Annotated in this window: 26 protein-coding genes and 1 riboswitch; of the genes, 5 read left to right on the plus strand and 21 right to left on the minus strand. The window is 63.0% G+C overall.

Annotated elements, in window-relative coordinates; translation table 11 throughout:
• Window position 1 precedes the first annotated feature (1 nt).
• The 5 genes from AC1D2N_RS05810 to AC1D2N_RS05830 form a co-directional block, all read right to left on the minus strand.
• Window positions 2-1030, minus strand: coding sequence for a zinc-binding dehydrogenase (locus AC1D2N_RS05810; RefSeq protein WP_018242381.1), 1029 nt, complete (start codon window positions 1028-1030; stop codon window positions 2-4).
• A 56-nt stretch (window positions 1031-1086) separates the two neighbouring features.
• A complete protein-coding gene (locus AC1D2N_RS05815) occupies window positions 1087-2373 on the minus strand; it encodes a beta-ketoacyl-ACP synthase (protein WP_130729075.1) in 1287 nt (428 codons plus the stop codon).
• 12 nt (window positions 2374-2385) lie between these two features.
• The gene (locus tag AC1D2N_RS05820) at window positions 2386-3591 is read right to left on the minus strand and encodes a beta-ketoacyl-ACP synthase (RefSeq protein ID WP_018242383.1); all 1206 of its coding nucleotides are present in this window, start codon (window positions 3589-3591) and stop codon (window positions 2386-2388) included.
• A complete protein-coding gene (locus AC1D2N_RS05825; protein ID WP_003540474.1) occupies window positions 3588-4070 on the minus strand; it encodes a 3-hydroxyacyl-ACP dehydratase FabZ family protein in 483 nt (160 codons plus the stop codon). Before AC1D2N_RS05825 ends, AC1D2N_RS05820 begins: the two co-directional genes overlap by 4 nt.
• A 117-nt stretch (window positions 4071-4187) precedes the next feature.
• On the minus strand, window positions 4188-4466 hold the full coding sequence (locus tag AC1D2N_RS05830) for an acyl carrier protein (RefSeq protein WP_003540486.1): 279 nt from the start codon (window positions 4464-4466) through the stop codon (window positions 4188-4190).
• A gap of 431 nt (window positions 4467-4897) precedes the next feature.
• Between AC1D2N_RS05830 and AC1D2N_RS05835 the strand changes: the two genes are divergently transcribed.
• Window positions 4898-5620, plus strand: a complete 723-nt coding sequence (locus AC1D2N_RS05835; protein WP_018447299.1) for a Crp/Fnr family transcriptional regulator — start codon at window positions 4898-4900, stop codon at window positions 5618-5620.
• 99 nt (window positions 5621-5719) lie between these two features.
• Here AC1D2N_RS05835 and AC1D2N_RS05840 read toward each other — a convergent pair whose 3' ends face one another.
• The 8 genes from AC1D2N_RS05840 to AC1D2N_RS05875 form a co-directional block, all read right to left on the minus strand.
• Window positions 5720-6151: a L,D-transpeptidase gene (locus AC1D2N_RS05840; RefSeq protein ID WP_196767180.1), complete on the minus strand. Its 432-nt coding sequence runs from the start codon at window positions 6149-6151 to the stop codon at window positions 5720-5722.
• Window positions 6152-6296: 145 nt separating this feature from the next.
• On the minus strand, window positions 6297-6497 hold the full coding sequence (locus tag AC1D2N_RS05845) for an ECs_2282 family putative zinc-binding protein (protein WP_018074603.1): 201 nt from the start codon (window positions 6495-6497) through the stop codon (window positions 6297-6299).
• 87 nt (window positions 6498-6584) lie between these two features.
• A complete protein-coding gene (gene cbiB, locus AC1D2N_RS05850; RefSeq protein WP_018447296.1) occupies window positions 6585-7565 on the minus strand; it encodes an adenosylcobinamide-phosphate synthase CbiB in 981 nt (326 codons plus the stop codon).
• Window positions 7562-8626 carry a threonine-phosphate decarboxylase CobD gene (gene cobD / locus AC1D2N_RS05855; RefSeq protein ID WP_028733093.1) on the minus strand — a complete coding sequence of 355 codons (1065 nt, stop codon included), beginning with the start codon at window positions 8624-8626 and terminating at the stop codon, window positions 7562-7564. The genes cbiB and cobD overlap by 4 nt, the downstream gene beginning before the upstream one ends.
• Window positions 8623-9930, minus strand: a complete 1308-nt coding sequence (locus AC1D2N_RS05860) for a cobyrinic acid a,c-diamide synthase CobB (protein WP_130729076.1) — start codon at window positions 9928-9930, stop codon at window positions 8623-8625. Before AC1D2N_RS05860 ends, cobD begins: the two co-directional genes overlap by 4 nt.
• A complete protein-coding gene (gene cobA / locus AC1D2N_RS05865) occupies window positions 9927-10766 on the minus strand; it encodes a uroporphyrinogen-III C-methyltransferase (RefSeq protein WP_130729077.1) in 840 nt (279 codons plus the stop codon). Before cobA ends, AC1D2N_RS05860 begins: the two co-directional genes overlap by 4 nt.
• Before the next feature lie 189 nt (window positions 10767-10955).
• Complete coding sequence (locus tag AC1D2N_RS05870) at window positions 10956-11909, minus strand: nucleoside hydrolase (protein WP_028733096.1); 954 nt, start codon at window positions 11907-11909, stop codon at window positions 10956-10958.
• Between the two features lie 70 nt (window positions 11910-11979).
• The gene (locus tag AC1D2N_RS05875) at window positions 11980-12399 is read right to left on the minus strand and encodes a cobalamin biosynthesis protein (RefSeq protein ID WP_047621438.1); all 420 of its coding nucleotides are present in this window, start codon (window positions 12397-12399) and stop codon (window positions 11980-11982) included.
• A gap of 101 nt (window positions 12400-12500) precedes the next feature.
• On the opposite strand from AC1D2N_RS05875, the gene AC1D2N_RS05880 reads away from it, so the two are divergent.
• The 3 genes from AC1D2N_RS05880 to AC1D2N_RS05890 all read left to right on the plus strand — a co-directional run bounded on the left by AC1D2N_RS05880 (window position 12501) and on the right by AC1D2N_RS05890 (window position 14557).
• On the plus strand, window positions 12501-13286 hold the full coding sequence (locus AC1D2N_RS05880; protein WP_028733098.1) for a TSUP family transporter: 786 nt from the start codon (window positions 12501-12503) through the stop codon (window positions 13284-13286).
• A gap of 63 nt (window positions 13287-13349) precedes the next feature.
• Complete coding sequence (locus AC1D2N_RS05885) at window positions 13350-13763, plus strand: nuclear transport factor 2 family protein (protein ID WP_171820906.1); 414 nt, start codon at window positions 13350-13352, stop codon at window positions 13761-13763.
• On the plus strand, window positions 13763-14557 hold the full coding sequence (locus AC1D2N_RS05890) for a helix-turn-helix domain-containing protein (protein WP_130729078.1): 795 nt from the start codon (window positions 13763-13765) through the stop codon (window positions 14555-14557). The genes AC1D2N_RS05885 and AC1D2N_RS05890 overlap by 1 nt, the downstream gene beginning before the upstream one ends.
• 5 nt (window positions 14558-14562) lie before the next feature.
• Here AC1D2N_RS05890 and cobO read toward each other — a convergent pair whose 3' ends face one another.
• From cobO to cobU, 4 genes are read right to left on the minus strand one after another with little or no spacing between them, the layout of a single operon-like run.
• On the minus strand, window positions 14563-15213 hold the full coding sequence (gene cobO / locus AC1D2N_RS05895; RefSeq protein ID WP_130729079.1) for a cob(I)yrinic acid a,c-diamide adenosyltransferase: 651 nt from the start codon (window positions 15211-15213) through the stop codon (window positions 14563-14565).
• Window positions 15210-19010, minus strand: coding sequence for a cobaltochelatase subunit CobN (gene cobN, locus AC1D2N_RS05900; protein WP_130729080.1), 3801 nt, complete (start codon window positions 19008-19010; stop codon window positions 15210-15212). The genes cobO and cobN overlap by 4 nt, the downstream gene beginning before the upstream one ends.
• Before the next feature lie 4 nt (window positions 19011-19014).
• Window positions 19015-20064: a cobalamin biosynthesis protein CobW gene (gene cobW, locus AC1D2N_RS05905; RefSeq protein WP_018242397.1), complete on the minus strand. Its 1050-nt coding sequence runs from the start codon at window positions 20062-20064 to the stop codon at window positions 19015-19017.
• A gap of 4 nt (window positions 20065-20068) precedes the next feature.
• Window positions 20069-20593, minus strand: a complete 525-nt coding sequence (cobU, locus tag AC1D2N_RS05910) for a bifunctional adenosylcobinamide kinase/adenosylcobinamide-phosphate guanylyltransferase (protein ID WP_115157661.1) — start codon at window positions 20591-20593, stop codon at window positions 20069-20071.
• Between the two features lie 161 nt (window positions 20594-20754).
• Window positions 20755-21151: riboswitch (cobalamin riboswitch) on the minus strand.
• Between the two features lie 258 nt (window positions 21152-21409).
• On the opposite strand from cobU, the gene AC1D2N_RS05915 reads away from it, so the two are divergent.
• On the plus strand, window positions 21410-23200 hold the full coding sequence (locus AC1D2N_RS05915) for a chloride channel protein (protein WP_130729081.1): 1791 nt from the start codon (window positions 21410-21412) through the stop codon (window positions 23198-23200).
• Between the two features lie 29 nt (window positions 23201-23229).
• On the opposite strand, the gene AC1D2N_RS05920 is transcribed toward AC1D2N_RS05915, so the two are convergent.
• From AC1D2N_RS05920 to AC1D2N_RS05935, 4 genes are all read right to left on the minus strand, one after another.
• Window positions 23230-24468 carry an adenylate/guanylate cyclase domain-containing protein gene (locus AC1D2N_RS05920; protein WP_342637218.1) on the minus strand — a complete coding sequence of 413 codons (1239 nt, stop codon included), beginning with the start codon at window positions 24466-24468 and terminating at the stop codon, window positions 23230-23232.
• Window positions 24469-24646: 178 nt separating this feature from the next.
• The gene (locus AC1D2N_RS05925) at window positions 24647-24868 is read right to left on the minus strand and encodes a DUF1127 domain-containing protein (protein WP_028733107.1); all 222 of its coding nucleotides are present in this window, start codon (window positions 24866-24868) and stop codon (window positions 24647-24649) included.
• 188 nt (window positions 24869-25056) lie between these two features.
• The gene (locus AC1D2N_RS05930; protein WP_018447280.1) at window positions 25057-25332 is read right to left on the minus strand and encodes a DUF4242 domain-containing protein; all 276 of its coding nucleotides are present in this window, start codon (window positions 25330-25332) and stop codon (window positions 25057-25059) included.
• A gap of 42 nt (window positions 25333-25374) precedes the next feature.
• Window positions 25375-25857 carry a hypothetical protein gene (locus AC1D2N_RS05935; protein ID WP_130729082.1) on the minus strand — a complete coding sequence of 161 codons (483 nt, stop codon included), beginning with the start codon at window positions 25855-25857 and terminating at the stop codon, window positions 25375-25377.
• Window positions 25858-25888: the final 31 nt, after the last annotated feature.

A 25888-nucleotide genomic window follows, 5' to 3' on the forward strand; every position in this document is an offset into this window, starting at 1 on the left:
GTCAATCCATCTTCAGGATGATCTTGCCGAAGATCTGGCGCGATTCCATCCGCTCCAGTGCCCGATCGATATCGCCGAAGCTGACCTCGGTATCGATGACCGGATGGACGAGCCCGCGGCCCATTTTCTGCATCGCATCCGCCATGTTCTCCATACGGCAACCGAACGAGCCGAAGAGCTTCAGCTGCTGCTGGAACAGCATCATCAGGTTCATCTCTGTGGAAACACCCGAGGTCGAGCCACAGGTGACGAGCCGCCCGCCGCGCTTCATGCAGAGCATCGAGCCTGCCCAGGTGTCCTTGCCGACATGTTCGAAGACGACGTCGACACCCTTCTTCTTGGTGAGTTTGCGCACCACACCCTCGAAACGGTCGGTGCGGTAGTTGATGACGTGATCGGCGCCGAGCGCCTTGGCCTTCTCGATCTTGTCATCCGAGCCGACCGTGGTGATGACGGTGCAGCCGATCTTCTTGGCAAGCTGGATTGCCGCCGTGCCGATGCCGGAGCCGCCGGCATGGACGAGGATGGTCTCGCCCGGCTCAAGCTTGGCATTGTCGAACAGCATGTGCTCGACCGTGCCGAAAGTGACCGGAGCAAGCGCCGCGCCGATCGCGTCGACGCCGGGAGGAGCCGGCACCAGCAGGCGCGCCGGCAGGTTGACCTTCTCCTGCGCAAAGCCGTCGAGATGGAAGCCGTGCACGCCCGAGACATGTTCGCAGAGATTGTCGCGGCCTTCGCGGCAGGGGCGGCAGAGGCCGCAAGTGCGCGCGCCGTAGATGGAGACGAGCTGGCCCGGCAGCACGTTGGCGACGCCCGGCCCGATCGATTCCACCACGCCGGAGGCTTCCGCACCGATGACCAGCGGCATCTTGCGCTTGGCAAATGCCATGCCGCGCCAGCCCCAGACGTCGATATGGTTCAGCGCGACCGCCTTGACGCGCAGCGTCACCTCGCCAGCGGCTGGAGCATCCGGTTCCGGCAGATCGGTGATCTCAAGCTTGCGGTCGTCGATCAGTTGCAAAGCGCGCATGGCAAAATCCCTCGCCTGAAGGCGTCATCTCGTCTCGAAAAATTGTCGGGAACCGCTTAAGCCGGTTCGAGCGCCATGACAAGGCTGGCATTCTGCCCGCCGAAGCCGAAGGAGTTGGAAAGCACGGCTGAAACCTGTGCTTCCCGCTTCTTGTTCGGCACGACATCGAGAACGATCGACGGATCGGGGTTGTTGTAGTTGATGGTCGGCGGCAGCGTTCCCGTCAGCATCGTCTGCAGCGAGAACACCGCCTCGACAGCGCCCGCCGCCGTCAGCGTATGGCCGATCATCGACTTGTTCGACGAAACCGGAATGCCGACGAGCCGCTCGCCGAACACAGCCGACATCGAGCCATACTCCATCTTGTCGTTCTCCGGCGTCGAGGTGCCGTGCGCATTGATGTAGCCGATGCCGCTCTCGTCCATGCCGGCGTCGGCAAGGGCTGCACGGATCGTCGCGATTGCCGGGCCGCCATCCGGCGACGACCGGGTGCGGTGGAAGCTGTCGGCCTTGTCGCCGGCGCCCCTCATGATGCCGAGCACCTTGGCGCCGCGGGCGACTGCTGATTCCAGCGATTCCAGCACCAGGGTCGCCGCGCCCTCGGCGATGACGAAGCCGTCACGATCCTTGCTGAATGGCTTGGAAGCCTTGGTCGGCGGATCGTTCTGCGTCGAAAGGGCTGACAGCAACGAGAAGCGGATCAGCGCTTCGGCACTCAGCGATCCGTCGGTCGCGACCGTCAGCGCCCGATCCGTGCGGCCCTGGCGGATTGCCTCGATGCCGAGCTGGATCGCCGTGACGCCGGAGGCACAGGCGGTCGACAGCGTCACGGGAAGGCCGCGGGTGCCGAACCGGTCGGCAAGGCGCTCTGAAATCGCGCCGAACAGAGCCGCCTCATGGAAGGCCGGGTCCGGACGCTGGCGCAGCGCCGTCAGGAAACGCTCATAGGCATCACCCGGATGGTCGGAGGCCGGCGAACGGTCGGCAAGCTCGAAGCGCGCGCTCCATTCCGGCTCGATCGGCGGGGCGGCGAGGAATAGCGGGCCGTTGAAATCACCGGAAAGGCCGGCATCGGCCAGCGCCTCGATCGTCGTCTCGCGCGCAAAGGCATAGGAGCGCTCGACGGCGTTCGGCACCGGAATGCCGATGAAATCGACGGTGCCGGCGATCCGCGTCGACAGGCCCTCGGTCGGGAAGCGGTTGATCTCGTGGATGCCCGACGTGCCTGACGAAAGCGCTGCCCAGTTGTCGCTGAGGCCCTGGCCGAGCGAGGTGATGATGCCCATGCCGGTAACAGCCACGATCGGACGGCCGAGGTGATCTCTATAAGCGGAAGCTGTCATATCTCTCACTCCTCACGCATCTGCGGAAAGAACGGCAACGCCCTCGCCGCGCTGGTGTCCGACCGTGGTCACGACGGCGGCGGTGGCCCCTGCCCGCATCGGCGCCTCATGGGCGGCATCGAAGGGCGGAACCTTGGCCTTGCCGTCGACGGCAAGGGCGGCGAGCGCAAGACCCAGCGTAAACTGCGTCTCAATCGTATGGCCGGTGACGCCGCCGAAGCCGCGGATCGCAAAGTCCGGCAATTGATGTTCGAGCACCGCCCGCTCACGGGCGGCAAGATCGTGCATGCCGGTCGATCCGGAAAAGATCGCCGTGCTTTCGGCCGCAAGCCCGGCAGCCGGTGCCAAAAGCCGCTCCAGCCGGACTTCGAGATTGCCGGAATTGCGGTTGCCACGGTCACCCTCGACCGCGTCGATGACCGCATAGATATGGGCGCCGCGGGCTTCGGCGTGTTTGCGCGATTCGAGCACCAGGAAGGCGCCTGCCGAACCGGTGATCATGCCGCCGCCGTCGCTCGGCTTGCGCGACCAGAGCGGCACCCAGTCGCCGCGCGCATGGGCGCCGATCGCTTCGGTGAGCAGGATCATATCCGGCCGTTCGGCCGCGAAGGCGCCTCCAACAAGCGCATGCGAGGATTCGCCTGATTTGATGCGGTAGAAGGCGGTCTCGACGGCGGATATGCCGGCCGCTTCCTCGCCCATGAAGGTGCGCGACGAGCCGGTGACCTTGTGCACGATCGAGATATTCCCGGCGAGCAGATTGGAAAGCTGGGCGAGGAACAGCGTTGGCCTCAGCTCGGTCGTCAGCTTCTCGTTGAGCAGCAGCTCGCGGTCATTGCGCTTCAGCGCTTCGTCGACGATTAGTGTGTCGACATTGATGTCGCGCTCGCCGCCGCCGGCCGCCACGATCATGTCCATCGTGCCGCAGGCTTCGATATCATCCTTGAAACCGGCATCATCGAGCGCAAGGCCGGCGGCGAAGACGCCGATGCGCTGCCAGTTCTCCATCTGGCGCTGATCACCGCGCTTGGCGATCTGCTGCGACCAGTCGATCTCCGGCAGCGGGTGCACCGGATAGGGCTTGAACTTCTCGGTCTCGACGATCGCCTTCGGCGTGCTGGTGGCCGAAAGCAGCGCGATATGCGCATCCTTGCCGACGCCCTGACAGGTGACGATGCCGATGCCCGAGATGACGACGTCGTTTGCAGCCTTGCTCATCCAATCACTCCCTGCGCCGCGATCGCTTCGAGAAGCCCTATCTCGCCGGCACGTTTCTTCACGATATCGCCGAGCGGCACCTCGGAAAACGGCATGGTGCGGAGTTTCAGCTGCGCATCGCAGACCTTCTTGCCGCCGCTGGTGATTTTAGCCTTGGTGACCGCGAAACCCGAACCGTCATGCTCGAGCACTGCCTCGATGTCGAGCACGGCTTCCGGTTCGACGAAAGTGCGCATCTTGGCGCCGTCAACTGTCATCAGGAAGGGCATGGCGGCGAAATTGGTGACGGCAAGCACCAGCATGCCGGAGGCCTGCGCCATGGTCTCGATCAGGAGCACGCCGGGAACGAGGGGCATGCCGGGAAAATGACCCTCGAAGACAGGGCTCTTCGCCGGCACGACGGATCGCGCCTTAAGCGTGCCCTTCTTCAGGTCCACCGCTTCCACGCGGTCGATCATCTGGAAATATTCCAGCAGCATTCGGATCCTCCGGCCCGACAGGCCAGATCCGCCCGCCGGTGACGCCTACTTAGGAACAAAATCGCCCAGCCGCCATATTCAGGGCGGCAGGGCGTTCAAAAAAGACTGTTATATCGCTCAGGCCTTGGCTGCTTTGAGCTCGTCGATCTTGGCGCAGAGGTTCTTCAGCACGAAGTATTCTTCGGTGGAAACCTTGCCTTCGTTGACTTCCTGCGTCCACTTTTCGAGCGGGATCTTGATGCCGAATTCCTTGTCGATCGCGAAGACGATGTCGAGGAAATCGAGGCTGTCGATACCGAGGTCGTCGATCGTATGGCTCTCCGGCGTGATCGTCGCGCGGTCGATCTCGCTGGTTTCTGCAATAATGTCGGCAACTTTATCGAATGTAGCGGTCACGCGCTGTACCTCATGAAATGACGATTTAAACCCCCTCATAGGCAAATCCATTTCAAAAGCCAATGCTTTCGTCCCGGCGTCGCGGCAATTTGCCGGCTGGGTGTTGCCTAAACAGCAATGGAATGCCGGCCTTTGCCCTCACCCAAGGCGCGAGGCGATGCCGCTGCAGAGAACCCGTCTCGCCAGCGAGGGCGAAGAAGCCGTCCGAATCAACCCGCGGACGGCCTCATCTCGACGCCGCACTTTCAATAACAGCCAGGGCACGCAAACTTTGATCTGGATCAAATCGCGATCCCGGCGAAATTGATAATCATCAAGCCGCGCTGGAAGAAATCGGGATAGCCGAACCCGCAATCGCGGCGTAATCGTCTAGGGCATGCCCGGCATGCGCAGCTACGCCCGGCACATGCGGATTTCGAAGGGATCAGGATATGGACGTCGCACATAGTGGGGTTCTCGAGGTTGGTATCCCCGTCGCCTGCCGTTCCTGCCAGGCGCGGCACGGCGTCGTCTGCGGCGTACTGTCGAGCGGTCAGTTGAAGGACCTCGGCCGCCACTCGCTGCGCCGCAAGGTCGATGCCGGCTGCGAGATCATCGCACAAGGGTCGGAAAGCTCTTTCTATTCGAACATCATGCGCGGGGTGGTGAAGCTCTGCAAGGTGATGCCGGACGGGCGCCAGCAGATCGTCGGCCTGCAATTCGCTCCCGATTTCGTCGGCAGGCCCTTCGTGCGCGAAAGCACGCTGTCGGCCGAGGCTGCGACCGATGCCGAAATCTGCGTCTTCCCGCGCAGCCTGCTCGACCGCATGATATCGGAAACGCCGGAACTGCAGCGTAGCCTGCACGATCAGGCGCTGAAGGAGCTGGATGCGGCGCGTGAATGGATGCTGACGCTCGGCCGGCGCACCGCCGAGGAGAAGGTCGCAAGCCTGCTCCACCTCATCGCCACCCATGCCGAACCGCAAACCGCCACAAGCACCGCCTTCGACCTGCCGCTATCCCGCGCCGAGATCGCCGATTTCCTCGGTCTGACGATCGAAACCGTCAGCCGCCAGATGACCAGGTTGCGCAAGAGCGGCGTCATACGCATCGAGAACTTCCGGCATATCATCGTCCCCGACATGGATGAGCTGGAGAGGATGATCAGTGCGTAAACTGGGGTCAGCTGCCGATTTCGGGGGCAGGCGCTGATCTGAGATTAGCGCGTAAAACAGGATCCGATACCGAACCCGGATTCACGCGCTGATCCGAGATTAGCGTGTGATCACGACGCGGGTATTGGCAAGGCCGGCCTGCCGCGCCAGCGAGAAGAACTGCGCCGCATTGTCGGGATGCAGGCGAACGCAGCCATGCGAGGCCGGCCGACCCAGGCGTTTCAGGTCGAAGGTGGCGTGAACGGCGTAACCGCCGTTGAAGAAGACGGCAAAGGGCATCGGCGCGTTGTCGTATTTTCTGGAGCGGTGATCGCGCGACAGCCACTTGGCGCTCCACGAACCGGTCGGCGTGACATAGCCGTTGCGCGCGGTCGAAACCTTCCAGCGATACTTGACGAAGCCGTTCTCGGAAACGGTCATCATCTGCTTACCGATGCTGATATTGGCGACCAGCGTTGCTGCCTGAGCGGCAACGGGAGAAAACTGCAGCAATAAACTTGCGGCCGCAGCCGCCAAAATCGTCTTCATCATAGCCCTCTTCGAACTCGCGCAGCTTAATTGCGCCCTCACGAAAGAGAGACTACGGCAATACTTGTTATATTGCTTTAATCCGAATGGTAATCACAATTTTAACGAGCCAAAGCAGGAGCAAGCGCCGGAAGATAGTGGCACCTGCTCACTGGAGCTTGCGTGCCGCCGAAGGCTTCTTGAGCCCTTGGTAGGCCTTGTTCATCTTCTCGCGGATTGAGGCCATCGTGCCGAGATTATGCCCGCAGGCCGCACAGGTGATGATGTCGGTCTCCCGGATCTCGGGCCGCTCGAACTTCATCTTGGTGCTCTTGCACTTCGGGCACGGTAATTCAACCTGAACTGTCATCGCTCTACTTCCGGTCTGACGAGATATGAGGCGGTCGGAATAAACGTTTGAGCCTGACCTGTCCACTGGGGCATGCACGGCACAACCCTACAGAAAACACAAAAACAGCCCGAACGTAACACCGGCGAGCACCATGCAGCTGGCGTAGAACACCGATACGCCGTCCTCGATGTCGCCTGAGGTCGCCACGTCGCGGCCGGCGTCGTTGATCATCGGTTCACGCACGATGACGCCGCCATAGATGCGCGGCCCGGCGAGCTGGACGTTCAGCGCACCCGCCATGGCCGCCTCCGGCCGACCGGAATTCGGCGAGCGGTGTAAGGCCCCGTCCCGCATCGCCACGCGGATCGCTTCACGGCCCGCGCTTGTTCCCCGCCGGATCCAGGCGCCGGCGGCAATCAGCAGGATGGAGAGGCGAGCGGCCGGCCAGTTGGCGACATCGTCGAGCCGGGCGGCTGCCCAGCCGAAGTCGATGTATTTTTCAGACTTATGGCCGATCATCGAATCCGCGGTGTTCAGCATCTTGTAGGCGAAGAGCCCCGGCAGCCCGAAGATGGCATACCAGAGCGCCGGCGCCACAACGCCGTCGGAGAAATTCTCGGCAAGGCTTTCGATCGCCGCGCGGCAGACGGCCGGCTCGTCCAGCGTCTCGGGATCGCGTCCGACGATGCGGGAAACGGCGGCTCGTCCGCCGGCAAGCCCTTCGTGGCGTAAGGCGACAGCGACGGCCGCGACGTGATCGGCAAGGCTTTTTTGCGCCAGGAAGATCGCCACCAGCCCGGTCTCCAGCAAGATGCCGACAGGGCCGAACAGCGCGAAGAACCGGTTGAACACGAAGCCTGCGGCCACCGCCAAAAGAAGCAGCGCCAGGATGGCGGCAATACCGTTCATTCGGCGTTGCGAGCCCGTGAGGCTTGCCGGGTTGAGCTGCCGCTCGGCATAGGAGATCGCCGCGCCGAACATGACAACGGGATGCGGCATCCGCGACCACAGCCATTGCGGATCGCCGGCGATCCGGTCGAGCAGCAGCGCCAGAAGCAGTACGAGAAGGTTTTCGTCGATCGTCATCGCTCAAATCTCTGAAGGGCTTCGCCAAGCCGCCTGTCTGCCGCCGGATCGGGCGGCAGCCCGAAACGCAGCCACTCCGGCGCATAGTCGAACTTGCGGACGAGAATATGATGGCGGCAGAGATGTGTGTAAATGTCGTCGGCTCTCGCATCGGCGACAAGGGTGAAGAGCGCCGTGCCTCCTGAAAGCTGCAACCCGGCGCCCGTCAGCACCCCATGCAGGCCGGCGCAGCGTTCATTGATGCGGCCGCGAATCGGAGAAACGTCCGAGCGCAGCAGCGAAGCTGCAATCGAAAGAGCCGGGCCGGAGACCGCCCAGGGGCCGAGCCAGTCTTCGAAACGCGCGAGAATATCGCTGCGCGCAATCGCAAAACCGAGCCGCAGGCCGGCAAGCCCGAAGAACTTGCCGAAAGAACGAAAGATCACCAGATTGGAAAGCTGCGGCGCGCGGGATGCAAGGCTGAGCGCCGGATCGGTATCGCCAAAGGCTTCGTCGACGACGAGAAGTCCGTCCGCTGCCTTCATCCTGTCGTGCAGGGCAATCAGCGTTTCGGCCGGCCATATCAACCCATCAGGATTGTTCGGATTGACGACGACAGCCAGCCGATGTCCGGCTCCGATCGCGGCAATATCGTCGACCGCATCGACGGCAAAACCGGCCGAGGCGAAGGCGCGCGCATACTCGCCATAGGTCGGCGATACCACGGCAACCCTGTTGTCCGTCACGGCAACCCTGTTATCCGTCACCGCGACACTGTTGTCCGTGCCGCCAACCAGCCTATCCGCCTCGACGAGGCGCGGCAGAAGCTGGATGACCGACTGCGTACCTGGCACCGGCAGCGGCAAGATCTCGCCGCTGCGGTAATGATCTCGCGCCGCACGCCTTGCCTCATCGAGGAGATGCCGGTCCGGCAGGCGATGCCAGGCCCTTGCCGGAATGTCAGGCAGGGCGACGGGGCACGGATTGATGCCCGTGGAAAGATCGAGCCAATCTTCCGGTCTACCGCCGAAGGTAGCGGCAGCGGCGGTGATGCCGCCGCCGTGGACGATCGGTGCGCTCATCCTGCAGCTCCGGCAAGATCGATCAGATGCATGTAGGAGCCTGCCACCTGGTCGCGCCTGAGACCGGCGGCGCCCAGATCGGTTCCGAGCGCATCTTGCACCTGAAAAAGCCGTTTGCCCTCGCCCTCGGAAACGACGCTGGAATAGTGGAATTCATGGGCCGTCATCATCCGCGCAAAGAAGGCGCCGTCGAGGGGCACAACACGGCGATAGCCGAGATGGCGCTTTCGCTCGGCATAGGTGGTGACGACGGGCAGCAGGCCGAGCATTTCATGGCGATGCCCCTTAGCATCGATCAAGCACTCGCCAAGCACCATGTAGCCGCCGCATTCGCCATAGATCCGGATGTCGCGCGCTGCCGCATCGAGCATGCCGGCGCGGAAATTCTGCGCCTCTGCCAGCCGCCCGGCATGCAGCTCGGGATAACCACCGGGCAGATAGATCGCATCGGCATCACCAGCCGGCGCCTCGTCGCCGAGCGGCGAGAAAAAGGAAATCGCAGCGCCCCGGCGGCGCCAGCCGAGCAGCATATGCTCGTAGGAAAAGGCAAAGGCGACATCGCGCGCCACGGCGATGCGGGCACCCAGTGGCGGCAACCGGTCGATATTGGCGGCCGACGGCCGGTTGAGCCCCTGCCTGGCGATGCGCAGCAGGAATTCGAAATTACATTCCTCGGAGACGGCATCCGCCGCATGGTCGATGAAATTGTCGAGGGTTGCGTGTTCGCCGGCCTGGACGAGGCCGAGATGGCGCTCCGGCAGGGAAAGCGCCTTGTCGCTGCCGATGACGGCGATGACAGGCATACGGATAGCTTCGAGCGCCTGCCGCAGCATCGCCTCGTGCCGGTCGCTGCCGACCTTGTTGAGGATGACGCCAGCAACCCGCACATCGGCACGGAAACCGGCAAAACCAGTAACCAGCGCCGCCACCGACTGCGACATGCGCGAAGCATCGACGACCAACACCACGGAAAGCCCAAGCTGGGCCGCCAGATCGGCCGCCGTCCCCCTTCCGTCAGCCGCCCCGTCGAAAAGCCCCATCATCGCCTCGATGACGAGGATGCGGTCGCCGGAACGGTGAAGGGCCGCATTGGCCGAGATCAGCTCCGGGCGCATCGCCCAGGGATCGAAATTCAGACAGAGCGTGCCGCTCGCTGCCGCATGGAAGGCGGGATCGATATAGTCAGGGCCGGCCTTGCCCGGCGCGACCGCGATGCCGCGCCGGCGAAGCGCTCGGAGCAGCCCGAGCGTTACCGTCGTCTTGCCGGCACCGGAGGAAGGGGCTGCGATCAGGAGGCCGCTCATGCCCGCACCTTGCCGGACCGGCGGAATGGATCGGGTTGCAGGCGCCGCCCCTCCAGCGCACCAAGCCAGTCGAGCGAGGCTCGGAGCCGGACCACCTCACCGACGACGACCACCGCCGGCGGCTCCAGGCCGGAGGCGGCAACGGCCCCGGGCGCATCGGCGAGTGTCGTTTCCAACACCTGCTGCCGGCCAGTGGCCGCATTGCAGACGAAGGCGACGGGTTCCGACGCCAGCCGTCCCGCGGCGATCAGCCGGGCGCTGATCTCGGCGATATGCTTCATCGCCATGTACATAACGATGACGGGCGAGCCCTGGCCTATCGCCTCCCAGTTGATCCTGTCGGGCACGATGCCGGACGAATCATGGCCGGTGAGGAAGGTCACGGCATGGTTGATGTCGCGATGCGTCACCGGGATGCCGGCATAGGCGAGCCCGCCGATACCGGCGGTGATGCCGGGCACGATGCGGAAGGGGATGTTGTGCTCGACCAGCGTCAGCGCCTCTTCGCCGCCGCGACCGAAGACGAAGGGATCGCCGCCCTTCAGCCGCAGCACTCGCTTGCCGGCGCGCGCAAGCTCCACCAGCCGCAGCGAGATGTCGCGCTGCTTCGCCGAAGGCTTGCCGCCGCGTTTACCGGCATATTCCACAAGCGTTTCCGGCCGCGCCAGCGCCAGGCATTCCTCGTTGACCAAAGCGTCGTGCACGATGACGTCGGCCTCGGAAAGCCCCTTGGCGGCGAGCAGCGTCAAAAGCCCGGGATCGCCGGGACCGGCGCCGACGAGCCAGACGCTGCCCGGCTGAAGCGCCGGAAGATTGGAGAATGCGGCATCGATCATCCTGCTGATCTAGGCCCCGCAAAGGGCAAGGTCAACGCCGCGCCCATCGCCTCACTTGAAGTTGCTGAGATGATCATGAATCACTTTGTGAAGCGTCGGATTCAAATCCTCGGAGAACCCGCACAACGCAATGAATATATTACAATATATCCCGAAGGCCGGCCGCGATGCTGCCGGCCCTCAAGCGTGTCAGGCTGCAAGCAGCGTATTACGGATGAGGTCCAGGACCCTTTCCGACTCGATGCCTGTGCAGACGATCTGGCTCGGCAAGCCATCCCAAGCGCCATCAGGCGGAAAACGCCGCCCATCTGGCCTGACGATCGTCTGGCCATCGGCGATGCCGCCGCAGACGACACGCACTGCACCCGATATTGACGAGAACAGCTCCGGCACCACGACATAGACGCAGGCGCAGCTGTCATGCACCATCATGCCGTCTTCAACCGCGTGCTTGTAGAAATCGATGTAGGACTGCGAGAGTGCGTCGAGCTGCTTGACCGCCTTGTCGCCCATAGCCGCCATCTCGCCGAGATAGCTGCGGCTCATCGTAGTGATCGCGGTGACGTCGAGGCCAATGACGGCCACCTTCCAGGGCGCGGTCATGACAATGTCGGCAGCCTCAGGATCACCGTGGATATTGGCCTCGGCGACGGGCGAGACATTTCCCGGCACATAGAAATTGCCGCCCATGATGACGACGTCCTTGGCCAGCGTCGCAATCTCGGGATCTTCCTTCAGCGCCAGGGCCAGATTGGTCATACGGCCAACGGCGACGAGTCGCACTTCGCCCGGGTGGGCGCGCACCGTGTCGATGATAAAACGATGCGCCGGGCGCGGATCGAGCGGCAGGTCGATCGTCTCGGGCACGTCGATATCACCGAGGCCGTTCTCGCCATGCACCATGGCGGGCCATGGCCGCTCCGCGCGCGAGGAATCGATAGTGACGCTGGCGCCTTTGGAAACGGGTGCCGGTATATTCCATTCACGCTTGAGGAAGAGCGCATTGCGCGTCGTCGTCTCGACCGAGGCGTTGCCGAAGACCGTGGTGATGCCGAGAAGGTCGATTTCGGGATGGCGATGCAGGAAGAGAAGCGCCATGGCGTCGTCGACGCCAGGGTCGGTGTCATAGATGACCTTGTGCATGAGATATCCTCTAGATGTGAACCGTGAAGCTGCCGGACGGCGCCGCGAATTGGCGCCAACATAACGCCCACTAGGCTTTCTGCAACCCGCTGCGGGCAACTGCCGCCGTCGCATGCGCAGATTTGATCTTGGCGACAGCAAGCTCGGCATCCGGCCCCGCAGCCGCCAGCGCAGCTGCCTCGGCGACCCCATGGCAGCCGACACGGGCAAAGACGACCGCAGAGGGATTCGCGAGCCGCGGCGTCTCCTCCTCCAGCCGCAGCGCATCGAAGAAGACGCCAGGCACGGAAAAATGCGCAGCAACCGCAAGGATCGCCGGCTCCAGTCTTCGGCTGTCGATCGAGGCGATGGTTGCGAGTTCCGCCGCGCCGATACCGGCTACGTCGAGCGCCTCGATCGCAAGCGCCAGCACCTCGGCAGGCGACGTCCCGCGCTCGCAGCCGAGGCCGAGCACGTGGTGCCTCGCCGTATCGAAAGAGAGATCGCTCATGGAAACCGTCGAATGCGCCCTGCCCGTGTCGTTGCAGCCATTGCAGCTTGGCGCGGCAAATGCAACAAGGCCGTCTGAAGTCCCTCCCCCGGAATACCACCTTGCCCGATATCGCTTTCCATCTGCTTCCGCTGCTCTGCGCGGCGGCCTTTTTTGCCGGTTTCGTCGATTCCATTGCCGGCGGCGGTGGCCTCATCACCGTTCCCGTCATGCTGATCGTAGGTATTCCACCGCTCCAGGCCCTCGGCACCAACAAGGTGCAGTCTCTCTTCGGCGCCGCCTCGGCCACGATCGCCTATGCCCGTAGGGGCCATGTGCAGCTTGCCGAACAACTTCCGATGGCGCTGATGGCCATCATGGGCGGCGCGCTCGGCGCGGCACTCGCGACGATCGTTCCAGGCCAGGTGCTGCAGGCCATCATGCCGGTACTCCTGGTGGCGATCGCCGTCTTCTTCGCCGTCAAGCCGAACCTCAACGACCTCGACACCCACCGCCGCATGACTCCCTTCGCCTTCGGTCTGACGCTGGTACCTGTCATCGGCTTCTATGACGGCGTCTTCGGCCCCGGCACGGGCTCCTTCTTCATGCTGGCCTTCGTCACGCTCGCCGGCTTCGGCATGCTGAAGGCGACGGCCCACACCAAGCTGCTCAATCTCGGCTCGAATTTCGGCGCGCTAATCGTCTTCGCAAGCTTCGGCGCGATACTCTGGAAGATCGGCCTGTTGATGGGTGTCTGCCAATTCCTCGGCGCGCAGCTGGGCTCGCGGCTTGCCATACGCATCGGCGCAAAGCTCATCAAGCCGCTGCTTGTGATCGTCTGCGTCGCCCTTGCGGTAAAGCTGCTCGCCGGCCCGGCAAATCCGCTGCGCCTGTGGCTCGGCGTCTGACCCAAACCCTCGACCATCTTCCATTACCTCTGGCGTAATTGATAAGGTGCACCGCCTTCCCGCATGATCGGGCTGCCTGGAACTGATGGGCGATCAGAAGGAGATGACCCGATGAACGAAGCAAACACCAACGCAGAGCGCTATCTCGCCATCTGGAATGAGACGGATGCCGCTCGCCGCCGCGCTCTCATCGCCGAGAGCTGGAGCGAAGCCGCAACTTATATCGACCCACTGATGCGCGGCGAGGGCCATGAGCAGATCAATTCGCTGGTCGAGGCCGTGCAAAGCCGCTTCCCCGGCTTCCGCTTCGCCCTGATCGGGGCGGCCGACGGCTACGGCGACAACCTGCGCTTCTCCTGGGGCCTCGGCCCGGAAAATGGCGAAGCGCTGATAAAGGGCACGGATTTCGCTGAACTCCAAGGCGGCAAGCTGAAATCCGTTCGCGGGTTCATAGATTTGCTGCCGGAAGCCGCCTGATGACGCCGACCGCCCGCTCGCTTGGAGACCATTTGCGCGAATGGCGCCAACGTCGCCGCATGAGCCAGCTCGAGCTCTCGCTGGAGGCGGAGATCTCGCAGCGCCATCTGAGCTTCATCGAGAGCGGGCGCTCGACACCGAGCCGCGACATGCTGCTGCATCTTGCCGAGCGGCTCGACGTGCCCCTTCGCGATCGGAACCCGCTGCTGCTCGCGGCGGGTTTCGCTCCTGTTTTTGCCGAACGCGCGCTCGACGATCCCGCAATGGAACCGGCCCGTCTCGCCATCGACATAGTGCTGAAGGGGCACGAGCCCTTCCCAGCAATCGCCGTCGACCGCCATTGGACACTCATCGCGGCCAATGCGGCCATCGCTCCGCTGCTCTCAGCCGTTGCTGACCAGTCTCTGCTCACGGCACCCGTCAACGTACTGCGCCTCAGCTTGCATCCACAAGGATTGGCGCCCCATATCAAAAACCTTTCCGAGTGGCGCGCCCACCTTATCGGCAGGCTGCGCCAACAGTTCTCGGCTTCGGGCGATCCAATGTTGGACAAGCTTTTGAAGGAGTTGTTGTCCTATCCAGCGCCTAAAACTGCTGGCGAGGTCCATACCGACTATGCCGGAATCGTCGTTCCCCTTCAGCTTTGGACCAAGGCCGGCTTGCTTTCCCTGATCTCGACAACAACGATCTTCGGCACGCCCGTCGACATCACTTTGTCGGAACTCGCGGTCGAATCTTTCTTTCCGGCGGATGAGGAAACGGCTGCCATCCTGCGCAGCCTCGCGCTCAACTGACCGCCTCAGAACTCCACGCCCGGCTGACCCTTGATGCCGGAGCGGAAGGGGTGCTTGACGAGTTCCATCTCGGTCACCAGATCGGCGATCTCGATCAATTCCTCCTTGGCGTTCCGGCCGGTCAGCACGACATGCGTCATGGCGGGCTTCTCGCTCGTCAGGAAGGCGACGACGTCGTTGATGTCGAGATAATCGTAGCGCAGCGCGATGTTGATCTCGTCGAGCAGCACCATGGAAATACTTTCGTCGCGGATCAGTTCCTTGGCCTTTTCCCAGGCGGCCGCGGCTGCGGCGACGTCGCGGGCGCGGTCCTGCGTTTCCCAGGTGAAACCCTCGCCCATCGTGTGGAACTGGCAGAGATCGGAGAAATGCTTCTCGATCAGGTCGCGTTCGCCGGTCCACATCGCGCCCTTGATGAACTGCACGACGGCCGACGGCTTGCCGTGGGCGATATGGCGGAAGATCATCCCGAAGGCGGCTGATGACTTACCCTTGCCTTTGCCGGTATGGACGATGATCAGGCCCTTGCCGTCGGTCTTGGTCGCCATGATTTTGTCGCGCGCGGCCTTCTTCTTCGCCATCTTCTCGGCGTGGCGGGCGTCGTCCTTGCCGCTCCCGGCTTCTCCGAACTCGCTGTTCGTGGTCTCGTCGCTCATTGGTTCACCTCATTCTGTTGTCTGGCGGCCAGGTCGAACCGGGCCGAATTGCTGCGCGGCGTCCAGAGACTGCGGTCGATTGCTTCAAGCAGCCGCTCCTTCATCTCGTTATATGCAGCCGGATTCTTCTCGATCATGAAATCGCGCACGCCGGCATCGGCGACGAAGGCCTGATAAACGGCCTCGAAATGATGCGCGCCGACCGCACCCGTCGTCGCCGAAAAAGCGAAGAGATAGTCGACGGTGGCGGCAATCTCTGCCGCTCCCTTGTAGCCATGGCGCATGACGCCTGCGATCCATTTCGGATTGACGACGCGCCCGCGCACGACGCGGCCGATCTCCTCTTCCAGCGAGCGGATCACCGGCTTTTCCGGCCTGGAATGGTCGTTATGATAGATCGAAGGGCGCGCGCCGGCGAGCTGCTCGGCGGCGGCGGCCATGCCGCCCTCGAACTGGTAATAGTCGTCGCTGTCGAGCAGGTCGTGCTCGCGATTGTCCTGGTTCTGGATCACAGCCTGCACCGAGCGCAGCCGCTCCTCGAACAAGCCGCGTTCGGCCCTGCCCTCCTCGCCTGCGCCATAGGCATAGCTGCCCCAGACGAGATAGGCCTCGGCGAGATCGGCGCGCCGCTCCCAGCCCTTTTCATCGATCAGCGCCTGCAGGCCGGCGCCATAGGCGCCGGGCTTCGAGCCGAAGACGCGGTAGCCCGCCCGGCGCTTTGCCGAGACTTCGTCCAGACCGGCCGCGCCAAGCCTTGCCGCCTCGCCGCGCATGCGCGTTGCGATCGGATTGTCGGCCTCGTCCTCTTCAAGCGCGCCGACGGCACGGATTGCCTTGTCGAACAGCGCGATCTGCTCGGGAAAGGCATCGCGGAAGAAGCCGGAAATCCGGAGCGTCACGTCAACGCGCGGCCGCCCGAGCATCGCCGGCGGAATGATCTCGTAGCCGGTGACGCGGCGCGAACTCATGTCCCAGAGCGGCTTGACGCCGATCAGCGCCAAGGCTTGGGCGATATCGTCGCCGCCGGTGCGCATGTTTGACGTACCCCAGGCCGTCACCCCGAAGGAGACAGGCCACTCGCCATGATCCTGCACATAGCGGCGCACCAGCAGTTCCGCCGATTTTTTGCCGAGCTCGTAGGCGGCCGGCGTCGGCACGGCGCGGCTGTCGACCGAATAGAAATTGCGGCCCGTCGGCAGCACGTCGGGCCGCCCGCGCGTCGGTGCGCCGGATGGGCCAGGTGCGACGAAGCGACCGTCGAGGCCAGCGAGCAGACCTGCGATCTCGGCGGGGCCGCAGGCGAGGATGGAAAGTTTGAGACGGGTTTCGATCTCCAAGAGTACAGCCCGCGTAGCCTTCCAGTCTGCTGGGCACTCCATTTCGCCGGAAACGAACTTCGCTGCCAGCAGTTCGATGCGCTCGACGGCGTCGCCGTTGGTTCGCCATGGGGCATCGAGAACATCTGCGAGGATATCAGGACGCGGACCGGCCCAAACGGCAGCCATGTCGGTGTCGAGAGGGTCGAAGGAGGAGGCACCCCGCACGCCGCCGCCCAATCCCGCATCCGCCGCGATCGCCCGCTGCAAACTCGCATCACCGCCCTCGCCAAGCCCGCGCGGCACCCGCGCCAGCGCCACGGTCAGGTCAGTCAAGAGCCGTCCTTCAGGCGAGACCCCGAACACATGCAGTCCATCGCGGATCTGCATCTCCTTTAGGTCGCAGAGATAGGCGTCGAGCTTCTTCAGCGCCTCGCCCTCGCTTTCGCCGCTCGCGATACCGGCATCACGGTCGAGGCCGATATCGGCAACGAGCTCGAGGATCTGGCGGCTGAGCAGACGAATGCGGCGGGGATCGCCGCCCGACGCCTCGTAATATTCGTCGACCAGCGCCTCCAGATCCTTCAGCGGCCCGTAGCTTTCGGCCCGCGTCAACGGCGGCGTCAGATGATCGATGATGACGGCCGCACTTCGGCGCTTGGCTTGCGTGCCCTCGCCCGGATCGTTGACGATGAAGGGATAGAGATGCGGCAGCGGCCCGAGGATCGCCTCGGGATAACAGCTTTCTGACAGCGCCAGCGCCTTGCCCGGCAGCCATTCGAGATTGCCGTGTTTGCCCATATGGATGATCGCATGGGCGCCGAACTCGCGGCGCAGGAAAGCGTAGAAGGCGAGATAACCGTGCGGCGGCACGAGATCCGGCGAATGATAACTCTCTTTCGGATCGATATTATAGCCGCGTGCTGGCTGGATGCCGACGAGCACCTCGCCGAAGCGCGCAAAAGGCAGGGCGAAGACGCCTTCGCGAAAATACGGATCATCTTCGGGATCGCCCCAGCGGGCTCTCACCTCATCCTGAATCTTACTGGGAAGAGATTCCAGGAAGCTGTTGTACAGACTCAGGGAAAGCGTCTCGCGGATGATCTTTCCGTCGGAACCGGAATTGGTCGGCCCTTCCATCAGGTGGCGGATCAGCGCATCGCCGTCGGCCGGAATTTCGGCGACCGGATACCCCGCTGCCCGCACAGCCTTCAGCACCTCGACGGTGCCGGCCGGCGTATCCAAGCCGACGCCGTTGCCGAGCCGGCCGTCCCGGTTCGGGTAGTTCGCCATGACGAGCGCGATGCGCCGGTCGCCGGCGAAAGTCTTCCGCAGCCGCGCCCAATTGGCGGCAAGCTCCGCCGTATAGCGCACCCGGCCGGCATCGGCCTGGCTGGCGACGATGTTCGTCTCGACCAGCGCATCGTAGCGCGCCGCCGTCTTGAAGGAGACCGCCCGCGCCAGCACCCGGCCATCGACTTCAGGCAGTGCCACGTTCATGCCGAGATCGCGCGCCGACAAGCCCTGCGGGGAAGCCGCCCATGCCTCCTTCGACGAGGCCGACAGGATCGCCTGCAGCACGATCGCCTCATTCGCCTCCAGCACCGTCGGCTGCCGGTCTGCACCCGGTGCCGAGACTGCAAAGCCGGTCGTGTTGATGACGACATCGGGTTTCAGCGCCGAAAATACGCTTTCGAGAATGCCTGTGGAGATGGGATCCTTGAGGCTGTAGGCAAAGACCGGCAGCGGCCAGAGGCCGAGTGCGGCCAGCGCCTCGACAAGCGCTTCGATCGGCCCGGTCTCGCCGCTTTGGACGAGGGCGCGGTAGAAGCTGATGGCGACTGTAGGGGATTCAAATCCCTCCTCCGCTACCATCCCCGCACCCGAAGACATATCTAAAACGACCCGCCGCCACTCCTCGACCCCGATCAACCCCCGCCCCGGCCACCAAATACCTGCCTTCATCAAAGGCACAGCCGGTGCCGGCTTCTCTGTGCCCGACAGCATCGCCCCGGCATAATCGAGAAACGCCCGCGCATTAGCATCGCCGCCCTCGATCAGATAGGCCCAGAGCGCGTTGAGATCGTCGAGATCAACATTGGAGAAAGGAACCAGCCCCGCATCTGGCCTGGCATCACCCGGCAAGACCGCAATCAGTGCACCGGCGCGAGCCGCAGCCGCATGCAGCGCTTCCAGCGCATAGTGGAAATAGCTGGCGCCGCCGAGCGCACGCACGATGATCAGCTTCGCATGCCGCGCGGTGCGCTCGACATAGGTATCGACCGACATCGGATGCTTGAGGCTCATCAGACTGGCGAGCCTCAGCGAAGGTGCTGTCCGGCGATCGCGATGGGCGGCTGCGATCGCGGCAAGCTCGCTGTCGGCCGCCGACAGGAACAGGATATCGCCCGGCGTCTGCCCAAGGTCGATTGCCTCCTCGCCGTCGCTGATCGTTCCCTGCTGGGCCAGAAGCAGATGCATCGGTCTATGCCAGCGCTTCGATCGCCGCCCTCACCGCGTCCTGGTCCATTTCGTGCAGGCCAATGACAACGAGGCGTGTGCCGCGCTTTTCTCCGGCTGCCCAGGCGCGGTCGAAATAATGGTCGATGCGGCTGCCGACGGCCTGGAGCTGCAAACGCATCGGTTTGCCTGAAACGTCGACGAAACCCTTGAGACGCAGCACGTCATGGGCTGATATGATGTCCTTCAGCGCTTCGACGAAACCGGCGGGATCGGCAATGGCTCCGAGATCGACGACAAAGCTGTCGAATTCGTCGTGATCGTGCGGCGCGCCATCCTCATGCTCCAGCTCGTGATGCGACTTGCGATTGGCGACATCGTCCTCCGTGCCGATGCCAAGGCCGAGCAAGATGCCGGCTGACACCTCGCCATTTCTCGCCTCGATCATCACGGGCTTGCGCACCGTGCGGGAGGCGACCTCGTCGCGCACCCTGATAAGGCCCGCAGCGTCGATTAGGTCGGTCTTGTTGAGCACGATGAGGTCGGCGCAGGTGAGCTGGTCCTCGAACAGCTCCTCGATCGGGCTTTCGTGATCGAGCGATTCATCCTCGGCACGGCGCGCATCGACGGCATCATGGTCGTCGGCAAAACGGCCGGCGGCAACGGCAGCACTATCGACCACCGTGATGACACCGTCGACGGTCACCTGGGTGCGAATGTCGGGCCAGTTGAAGGCGGCGACCAGCGGCTGCGGCAAAGCAAGGCCCGAGGTTTCGATGACGATATGGTCGGGCCGCTGTTCGCGTTCGAGCAGCTTCGTCATCGTCGGGATGAAGTCGTCCGCGACCGTGCAGCAGATGCAGCCATTGGTGAGCTCGATAATGTCGTCCTCGGTGCAATTGTCTGCACCGCAGCCCTTCAGCACGTCGCCGTCGACGCCGAGATCGCCGAATTCGTTGATAATCAGCGCAATCTTCTTGCCGCCGGCATTGGTCAGCAGGTTGCGGATCATCGTCGTTTTGCCGGCACCGAGGAAGCCGGTAATGACGGTTGCGGGAATCTTCTGCTGGTTCATGGACTTAACCCTTCATTTTCAGCGGCAGGCCTGCCGCGATGAAATAAACTTCGGCGGCCCTCGCCGCGATCGATTGGTGCAGCCGGCCGGCATGATCGCGAAAATCCCGCGCCATACGATTATCCGGCACGATGCCGAGACCGACCTCGTTGGAAACGAAAACGAGCCGCGCCTGCGCGGCGGGCAGGAAATCGGCAAGTGCGGCAAATTCCGCCGCCATGTCGCGCTCCTCGATCATCAGATTGGTGACCCAGAGCGTCAGGCAATCGATCAGCACGATGCGCCCTTCGCCGTCGATGGCGGTAAGCTTGCCGACAAGATCGAGCGGCTCCTCATGCGTCGTCCAGGACGGACCGCGATCGGCCTTGTGTTGCGTGATGCGCGCCTGCATCTCCTCGTCCCAGGCCCGTCCGGTGGCAAGGTAGTGGCGATCCAGATCGGTCGCGGTGACGAGGGATTCGGCGAACCGGGACTTGCCGGAGCGCGCGCCGCCAAGGATGAAGACGGTGTTGGAGGGGGCAGCCGTCATGCCGGCGTTGCCTTCTGAATAGATGCCGCGCAAGCCGCAACGGAAGACGCCGGCGGCTGTAGGGCCCCGCCAAATCGCGCCGCACCAGGCTGCGCTGAATTCAATCGTTCAGCCAAGACAACCTCCGTGCTGGCAACGGGCATAGTGCCCAGGTGTGGGCTTCGCGCCCGGCACGCATGGCAGGTCTCCTGGCTCGCAGTTATCGGCCGCGATCGGGGCAGACCGGAAACCGGTCGCCCTGATCGTGCCAGCGGATCATCCTCGCCTTCCCGGCTGCATCGGTGAAAAAGTGGACGATTCGTAGACTTGAGAGGCGTCCGACCCCGGTTGATCACCATGCATATCCAGTGGCTTTTCCGGCATGTCGTCCGTCCCGCCCGCCTGCAGGATTGCAGGCTGTCGGCAGAAAAGGCTTCACGCCGGATGGACGACCCTGACCGCACTACAGTCGCGGGGTCGGCTGTGATGAAGGCGCCCGGCTTGGGTCCGCCCCGTCACATTCCCTTTTCATCCGGAAGGGCGTAATACCGATCCGGAACCATCCGTTATGTCAGGATGGTCGGGCGACCATCCGTTGAGGGATGGTTAGGCAAGCTCAGAGGTGAAGTCAACCGGCCTTGGCGACCGGGCAATGGCCGGCCAGAGGAAGCAACTCCGCCAACACGACTTACTCTACCTAAAATATCGTCATTTATCATAGACTTACGTCATAAAAATTTGTCCCCGCCGCCGGCTTTTCGCCGCAATTGCGTCGCAAGCGGACTGCGCGACCATCTCTGCCCTTGACCGGGCCTCTCCCCGCCTAGTTGTCTAGCCATGCTTATGAAATTGGATCGGCGCCGTTTTCGTGCGCTGCGTGTTTTCTTCGATCCGGGACGCCTGCGGGCGCTGACCCGCCGTAGCGAGGTTGGCCTGTCGCTGGCGGGCGCCGTCGTCGGCATCATCTCGGGTCTCGCCGTCACCGGCATGAGTTACGTCTCCAACGAGCTGCATCAGCTGGTCTTCGGCATATCAGACAGCGAACGGCTGAGCTCGTCCGAGATCGAGAACAAGATGCTGCTGCTCACTGCCCCCGTCATTGGCGGCGCCCTGCTCGGCATGTTGCTCCTAGTGCTGGCGAAACGACGCAAGAAGCCGATGGTCGACCCGATCGAGGCCAATGCGCTGCATGGCGGCCGCCTGTCCTTGACCGACAGCATCATCGTTGCCGTGCAGAACCTGATCTCCAACGGTTTCGGCGCCTCCGTCGGCCTGGAGGCCGGCTATACCCAGCTTGCCGCCGGCCTCGCCTCCAAATTCGGCCTGAAGCTGCAGCTTCGCCGCTCGGACCTGCGCACCCTCGTTGGCTGCGGCGCGGCGGGCGCCATCGCCGCCGCCTTCAACGCGCCGCTGACCGGCGCTTTCTATGCCTTCGAGCTGATCATCGGCACCTATACGATCGTGTCGCTGACGCCTGTCGTCGTCTCCGCCCTTGTCTCCACCCTGATCGCAAGGCTGCTTGCCGGCAGCGATTTCACCATCGATATCGGCAGCTTCGGCTCGGTCGTGCCAGCCGATTATATCCCGGCACTGCTGCTCGGTGCTTTCTGCGCCGGTGTCGGCATCCTGATCATGCAGGGCGTCGCCTTTGTCGAAGAGCTGGCGCGCAAGAGCTCGATCGCCCCACCCTTCCGCCCGGCACTCGGCATCATCATCGTCGGGCTGTTGGCGATGATCTCACCGCAGGTGCTCTCGGCCGGCCACGGCGCGTTGCATCTCAACCTTTCCCGTGAGGTGGCGATCCCGACGCTGATCGGCCTCTTCCTCTTGAAATCCTTCGCCTCGGCGATCTCGATCGGCTCCGGCTTCAGGGGTGGGCTGTTCTTCGCCTCGCTGTTCATGGGCGCCCTGCTCGGCAAGCTCTTCGCCTATTGCGGCCCCTATTTTGCCGATGCGACGCTGACGCCCGTCATCTATGCCGTGGTCGGCATGAGTTCGCTCGCCGTCGCCGTCATCGGCGGGCCGCTGACCATGACGTTCCTGGCGCTCGAAATCACCGGCGATTTCCCGATTACGGCACTGGTGCTCGCCGCCGTCATCACCTCCTCGCTCGTCGTCCGCTCGACCTTCGGCTACTCCTTCGCCACATGGCGCTTTCATCTTCGCGGCGAAAGCATCCGCAGCGCCCATGATGTCGGCTGGATCCGCAATCTGACGGTCGACAAGCTGATGCGCGCCGATGTCAAGACGGCAAGGGCGGGCATCTCTCTGGAGGAATTCAAGCAGGCCTTCCCGATCGGCTCGACCCAGCGCGTCATCCTCGTCGAGGAGAGCGACAAATATGCGGGCCTCGTGCTGGTGCCGGAGATCTACGCCAACCCGACCGACGCCCAGGACGAGGGCAAGACGCTTGCCGATTTCATCCACTACCGCAACGACTTCCTGCAGCCGCAGATGAATGCCAGGCAGGCGGCGGCGATCTTCGACAAGAGCGAAAGCGAAGCACTCGCCGTCGTCAACAACCTGATCGAACGCAAGGTGATCGGCCAGCTCAGCGAAAGCTATACGCTGCGCCGCTACAGCGAAGAACTCGACCGCCGTCGCCGCGAGGTCTCAGGCGAGATCTGATCCGTCGCCGCGCCGATCGGATCGACGCTTCAGGATACGGCGTCGGCGAGCTTGAACACGTCGGCCCGCTTCGAAACACCGCGCAGCTCAAACGATCCTAGATACTCGCAGGCCACGGCGCAGGTGGCCGCGAAGCTCTCCGACATCAGCAGGTGTTGTTCAAGCGTGCCGCAGAGCTTTTCGAGCCGCGAGGCCTCGTTGACGGCCCTGCCGATCACCGTGAAATCGAGCCTGCCACGGGCGCCGACGTTCCCATAGAAAACCTCGCCGAGATGCAGGACGACATCGACGCCGATATCGGGGCCGCCGTTTTTCGTCCGCTCACGGTTCAGCGCCTCGTTTGCTTTCAGCAGATTCTTCGTAGAAGCCAGCGCGGCCATGCAGGCCTTCTGCGGATCCTCGGCGTCGGTTGGAAAGATCGCAAGCACGCTGTCGCCCATGAACTTGAGGATCTCGCCGGAATTTTCCTCGACATGCCGGTCGATCAGCTCGAAATGTTCGTTCAGAAACCCGACGATCTCGCTGGGTTGATAGACCTCGGTCAAGGCCGTGAAATTTCTGAGGTCCGCAATCAGGATCGCCGCATTGATGGAGCCGCCGGTTCCCCTCTGGGTCTCCCCGGCCAGAATGCGCGCGCTCGTCCTGGCGCCGGTATAGACCGCGAGGATATCGGTGGCGGTTTTCGATGCCGCCACACGGTAAGCCGCCAGACCCAGCGCCGGGACAAGCGCTTTGACGATCGCCAGCTGATCATCGGAAAATCCGCCCGGCGCATCGCTGGTCAGGGAGAAACCAAGCCCGCGCAACGCGACCTCCTTCGGAAATTCGCAAAGGCTGACCAGATGGTCCGTGCCGCCGGCAAGCGCAAATTCCGCGAGCTGCGGATAGTCGAGCCCCTCGCCCCTGGCCAATATCCAGCGCCCTGTTCTCTCGCCGCGGTTCAGCAGGTAAAATATCGGTGTTTTCTCGAAGTTGCGCTCTTCTACGCTGCCATGCGCTGCATTTTCGAGAACGGTTGCACCGCCCCGCACGAAATTGGCCGAGACGCCGCGATACATGGGATGAAGGGATGGCATGGTAATGCTGGCCCGCCAGATCGGAATGCCATCGGCGATCAGCCGCTCGCACAGGCCGGCGACGAGATCGCCAATATGCTCGCTGGTGAGTCCCTGCTCTATAAGCCACTGAATATGATCGTTAATTTTCGAACCTCCGCATGGGACCGGGAACCGGGAATGACCGTTTTCGCCACCAAAGCCCGGCAACACGAACCGCAGATACGCGCTGAAAGAGCGATATCACGCATCCCATTCATTAGCCTGCTTCGCGTCGCTATACCACTCCTGGGCGAATGGAAGTGATAGGGAATCCAATGATGACAACAAGGAGCGCCAGCGCTTTTCCTCAACCGTTCGGCTTCACTGAGATATGTAAAGGGCTGCTCGGTTAGCGGAATCTGTTCCAGTCTCCGTCCCGCGAGGCGACGAACGGGATCTCGCCTCTCGACACCGCAATGTCCTTCAGCATGTGGTCCGACAACGCCCCAAGCCGATTTTCCACCGATCGCCGTCGTCGCCACAGCATGAGGCTACGAGCCGGAGACAACAGCAGCAGCACCGCTTTGCGCAGTCGCAGTTCGAACCCGCCTGACAAGAGCTTCTCGTTCATGATCGTCCCCATCGAGTCGTGCGCCGATCACAAAGATCGGTGCGCCCTGCGAGCCGGTCGGCGCCTCGTCCGCCGGCCGGCTCCCGCGCCCCAGCGCAGACCTCGGAATCGAGATTGGTTTGGTGAAAGGGTTATGCGTGGATTGAAAAGCGACAGAGCGTGGTTGGCGCGCCCTATCGAACGCGGTCTTAACGCGCGGCCGAATGAGGGCCGATGAGCGTGGTGATCTCCGTCACGCGGTCCGCTGGAAAGCCACCCTTTTCTGCGTGCCGATAGACCGCATCGGCGCTCTCGGCCTCATGAACGCAGTACATCTTGTCCCCGGTCACATAGCTGGTGATCCAGGTATAGGGTTCGCCGAGAGAGGCCACGACGGCGTTGGATTTCGCCGAGATCTCTCGCAGGCTTTCCTTGTCCATGTCCCCGAGACCTGGAATGTTTCGTTCGACAACGAATTGCGGCATTGTTTTATCCTTCCATGATGTTTTGAGTGACGCAGCGCTTCATCAACCGTGCGCATGCCGGCAGCTGACGTCGGGGTTCATGTCGGCGAACGGTCCCTTCGGATTGTTCTTCCATGCCCAGACGTGCAGCTCGTAGAAAGCCGGAAGGCCATAGCGGTTCGGTGCGTTCGTGAAACTGAACAGCTGGCCGCCGAGATTGGCGGGGCCTTTCGTCGTGATGTATTCGACAGCGACGAGTTTCATCTTGCCGTGTTCGTCAGGCTCGTACATCACAGCCTCCGGCTTGGAGAGATCAATGGCCTCATCCTTGATGAGGTCGGCACTGACATAGTGGATACCCATCGCACCTCCATCTATGCCGCTGGTGCATGGGATCGGCGAATAGCCTTCCTTGACGGCCTGGTTGACATCCCGGAAGCGCGCATTGGCCTCCCGGACCTGTTCCGGCAGGCCGCCGCCAAGCGCTGCAGCCGGAAGAGCTGCCATAATGAGAAGCGCCGCGATTGGCGCTTTTGTCGCTTTCATGAAGATTGCCCTCCAATTTCTGGTTGTCCAA

It is taken from the genome of Rhizobium sp. P1_B8, from assembly GCF_056406515.1.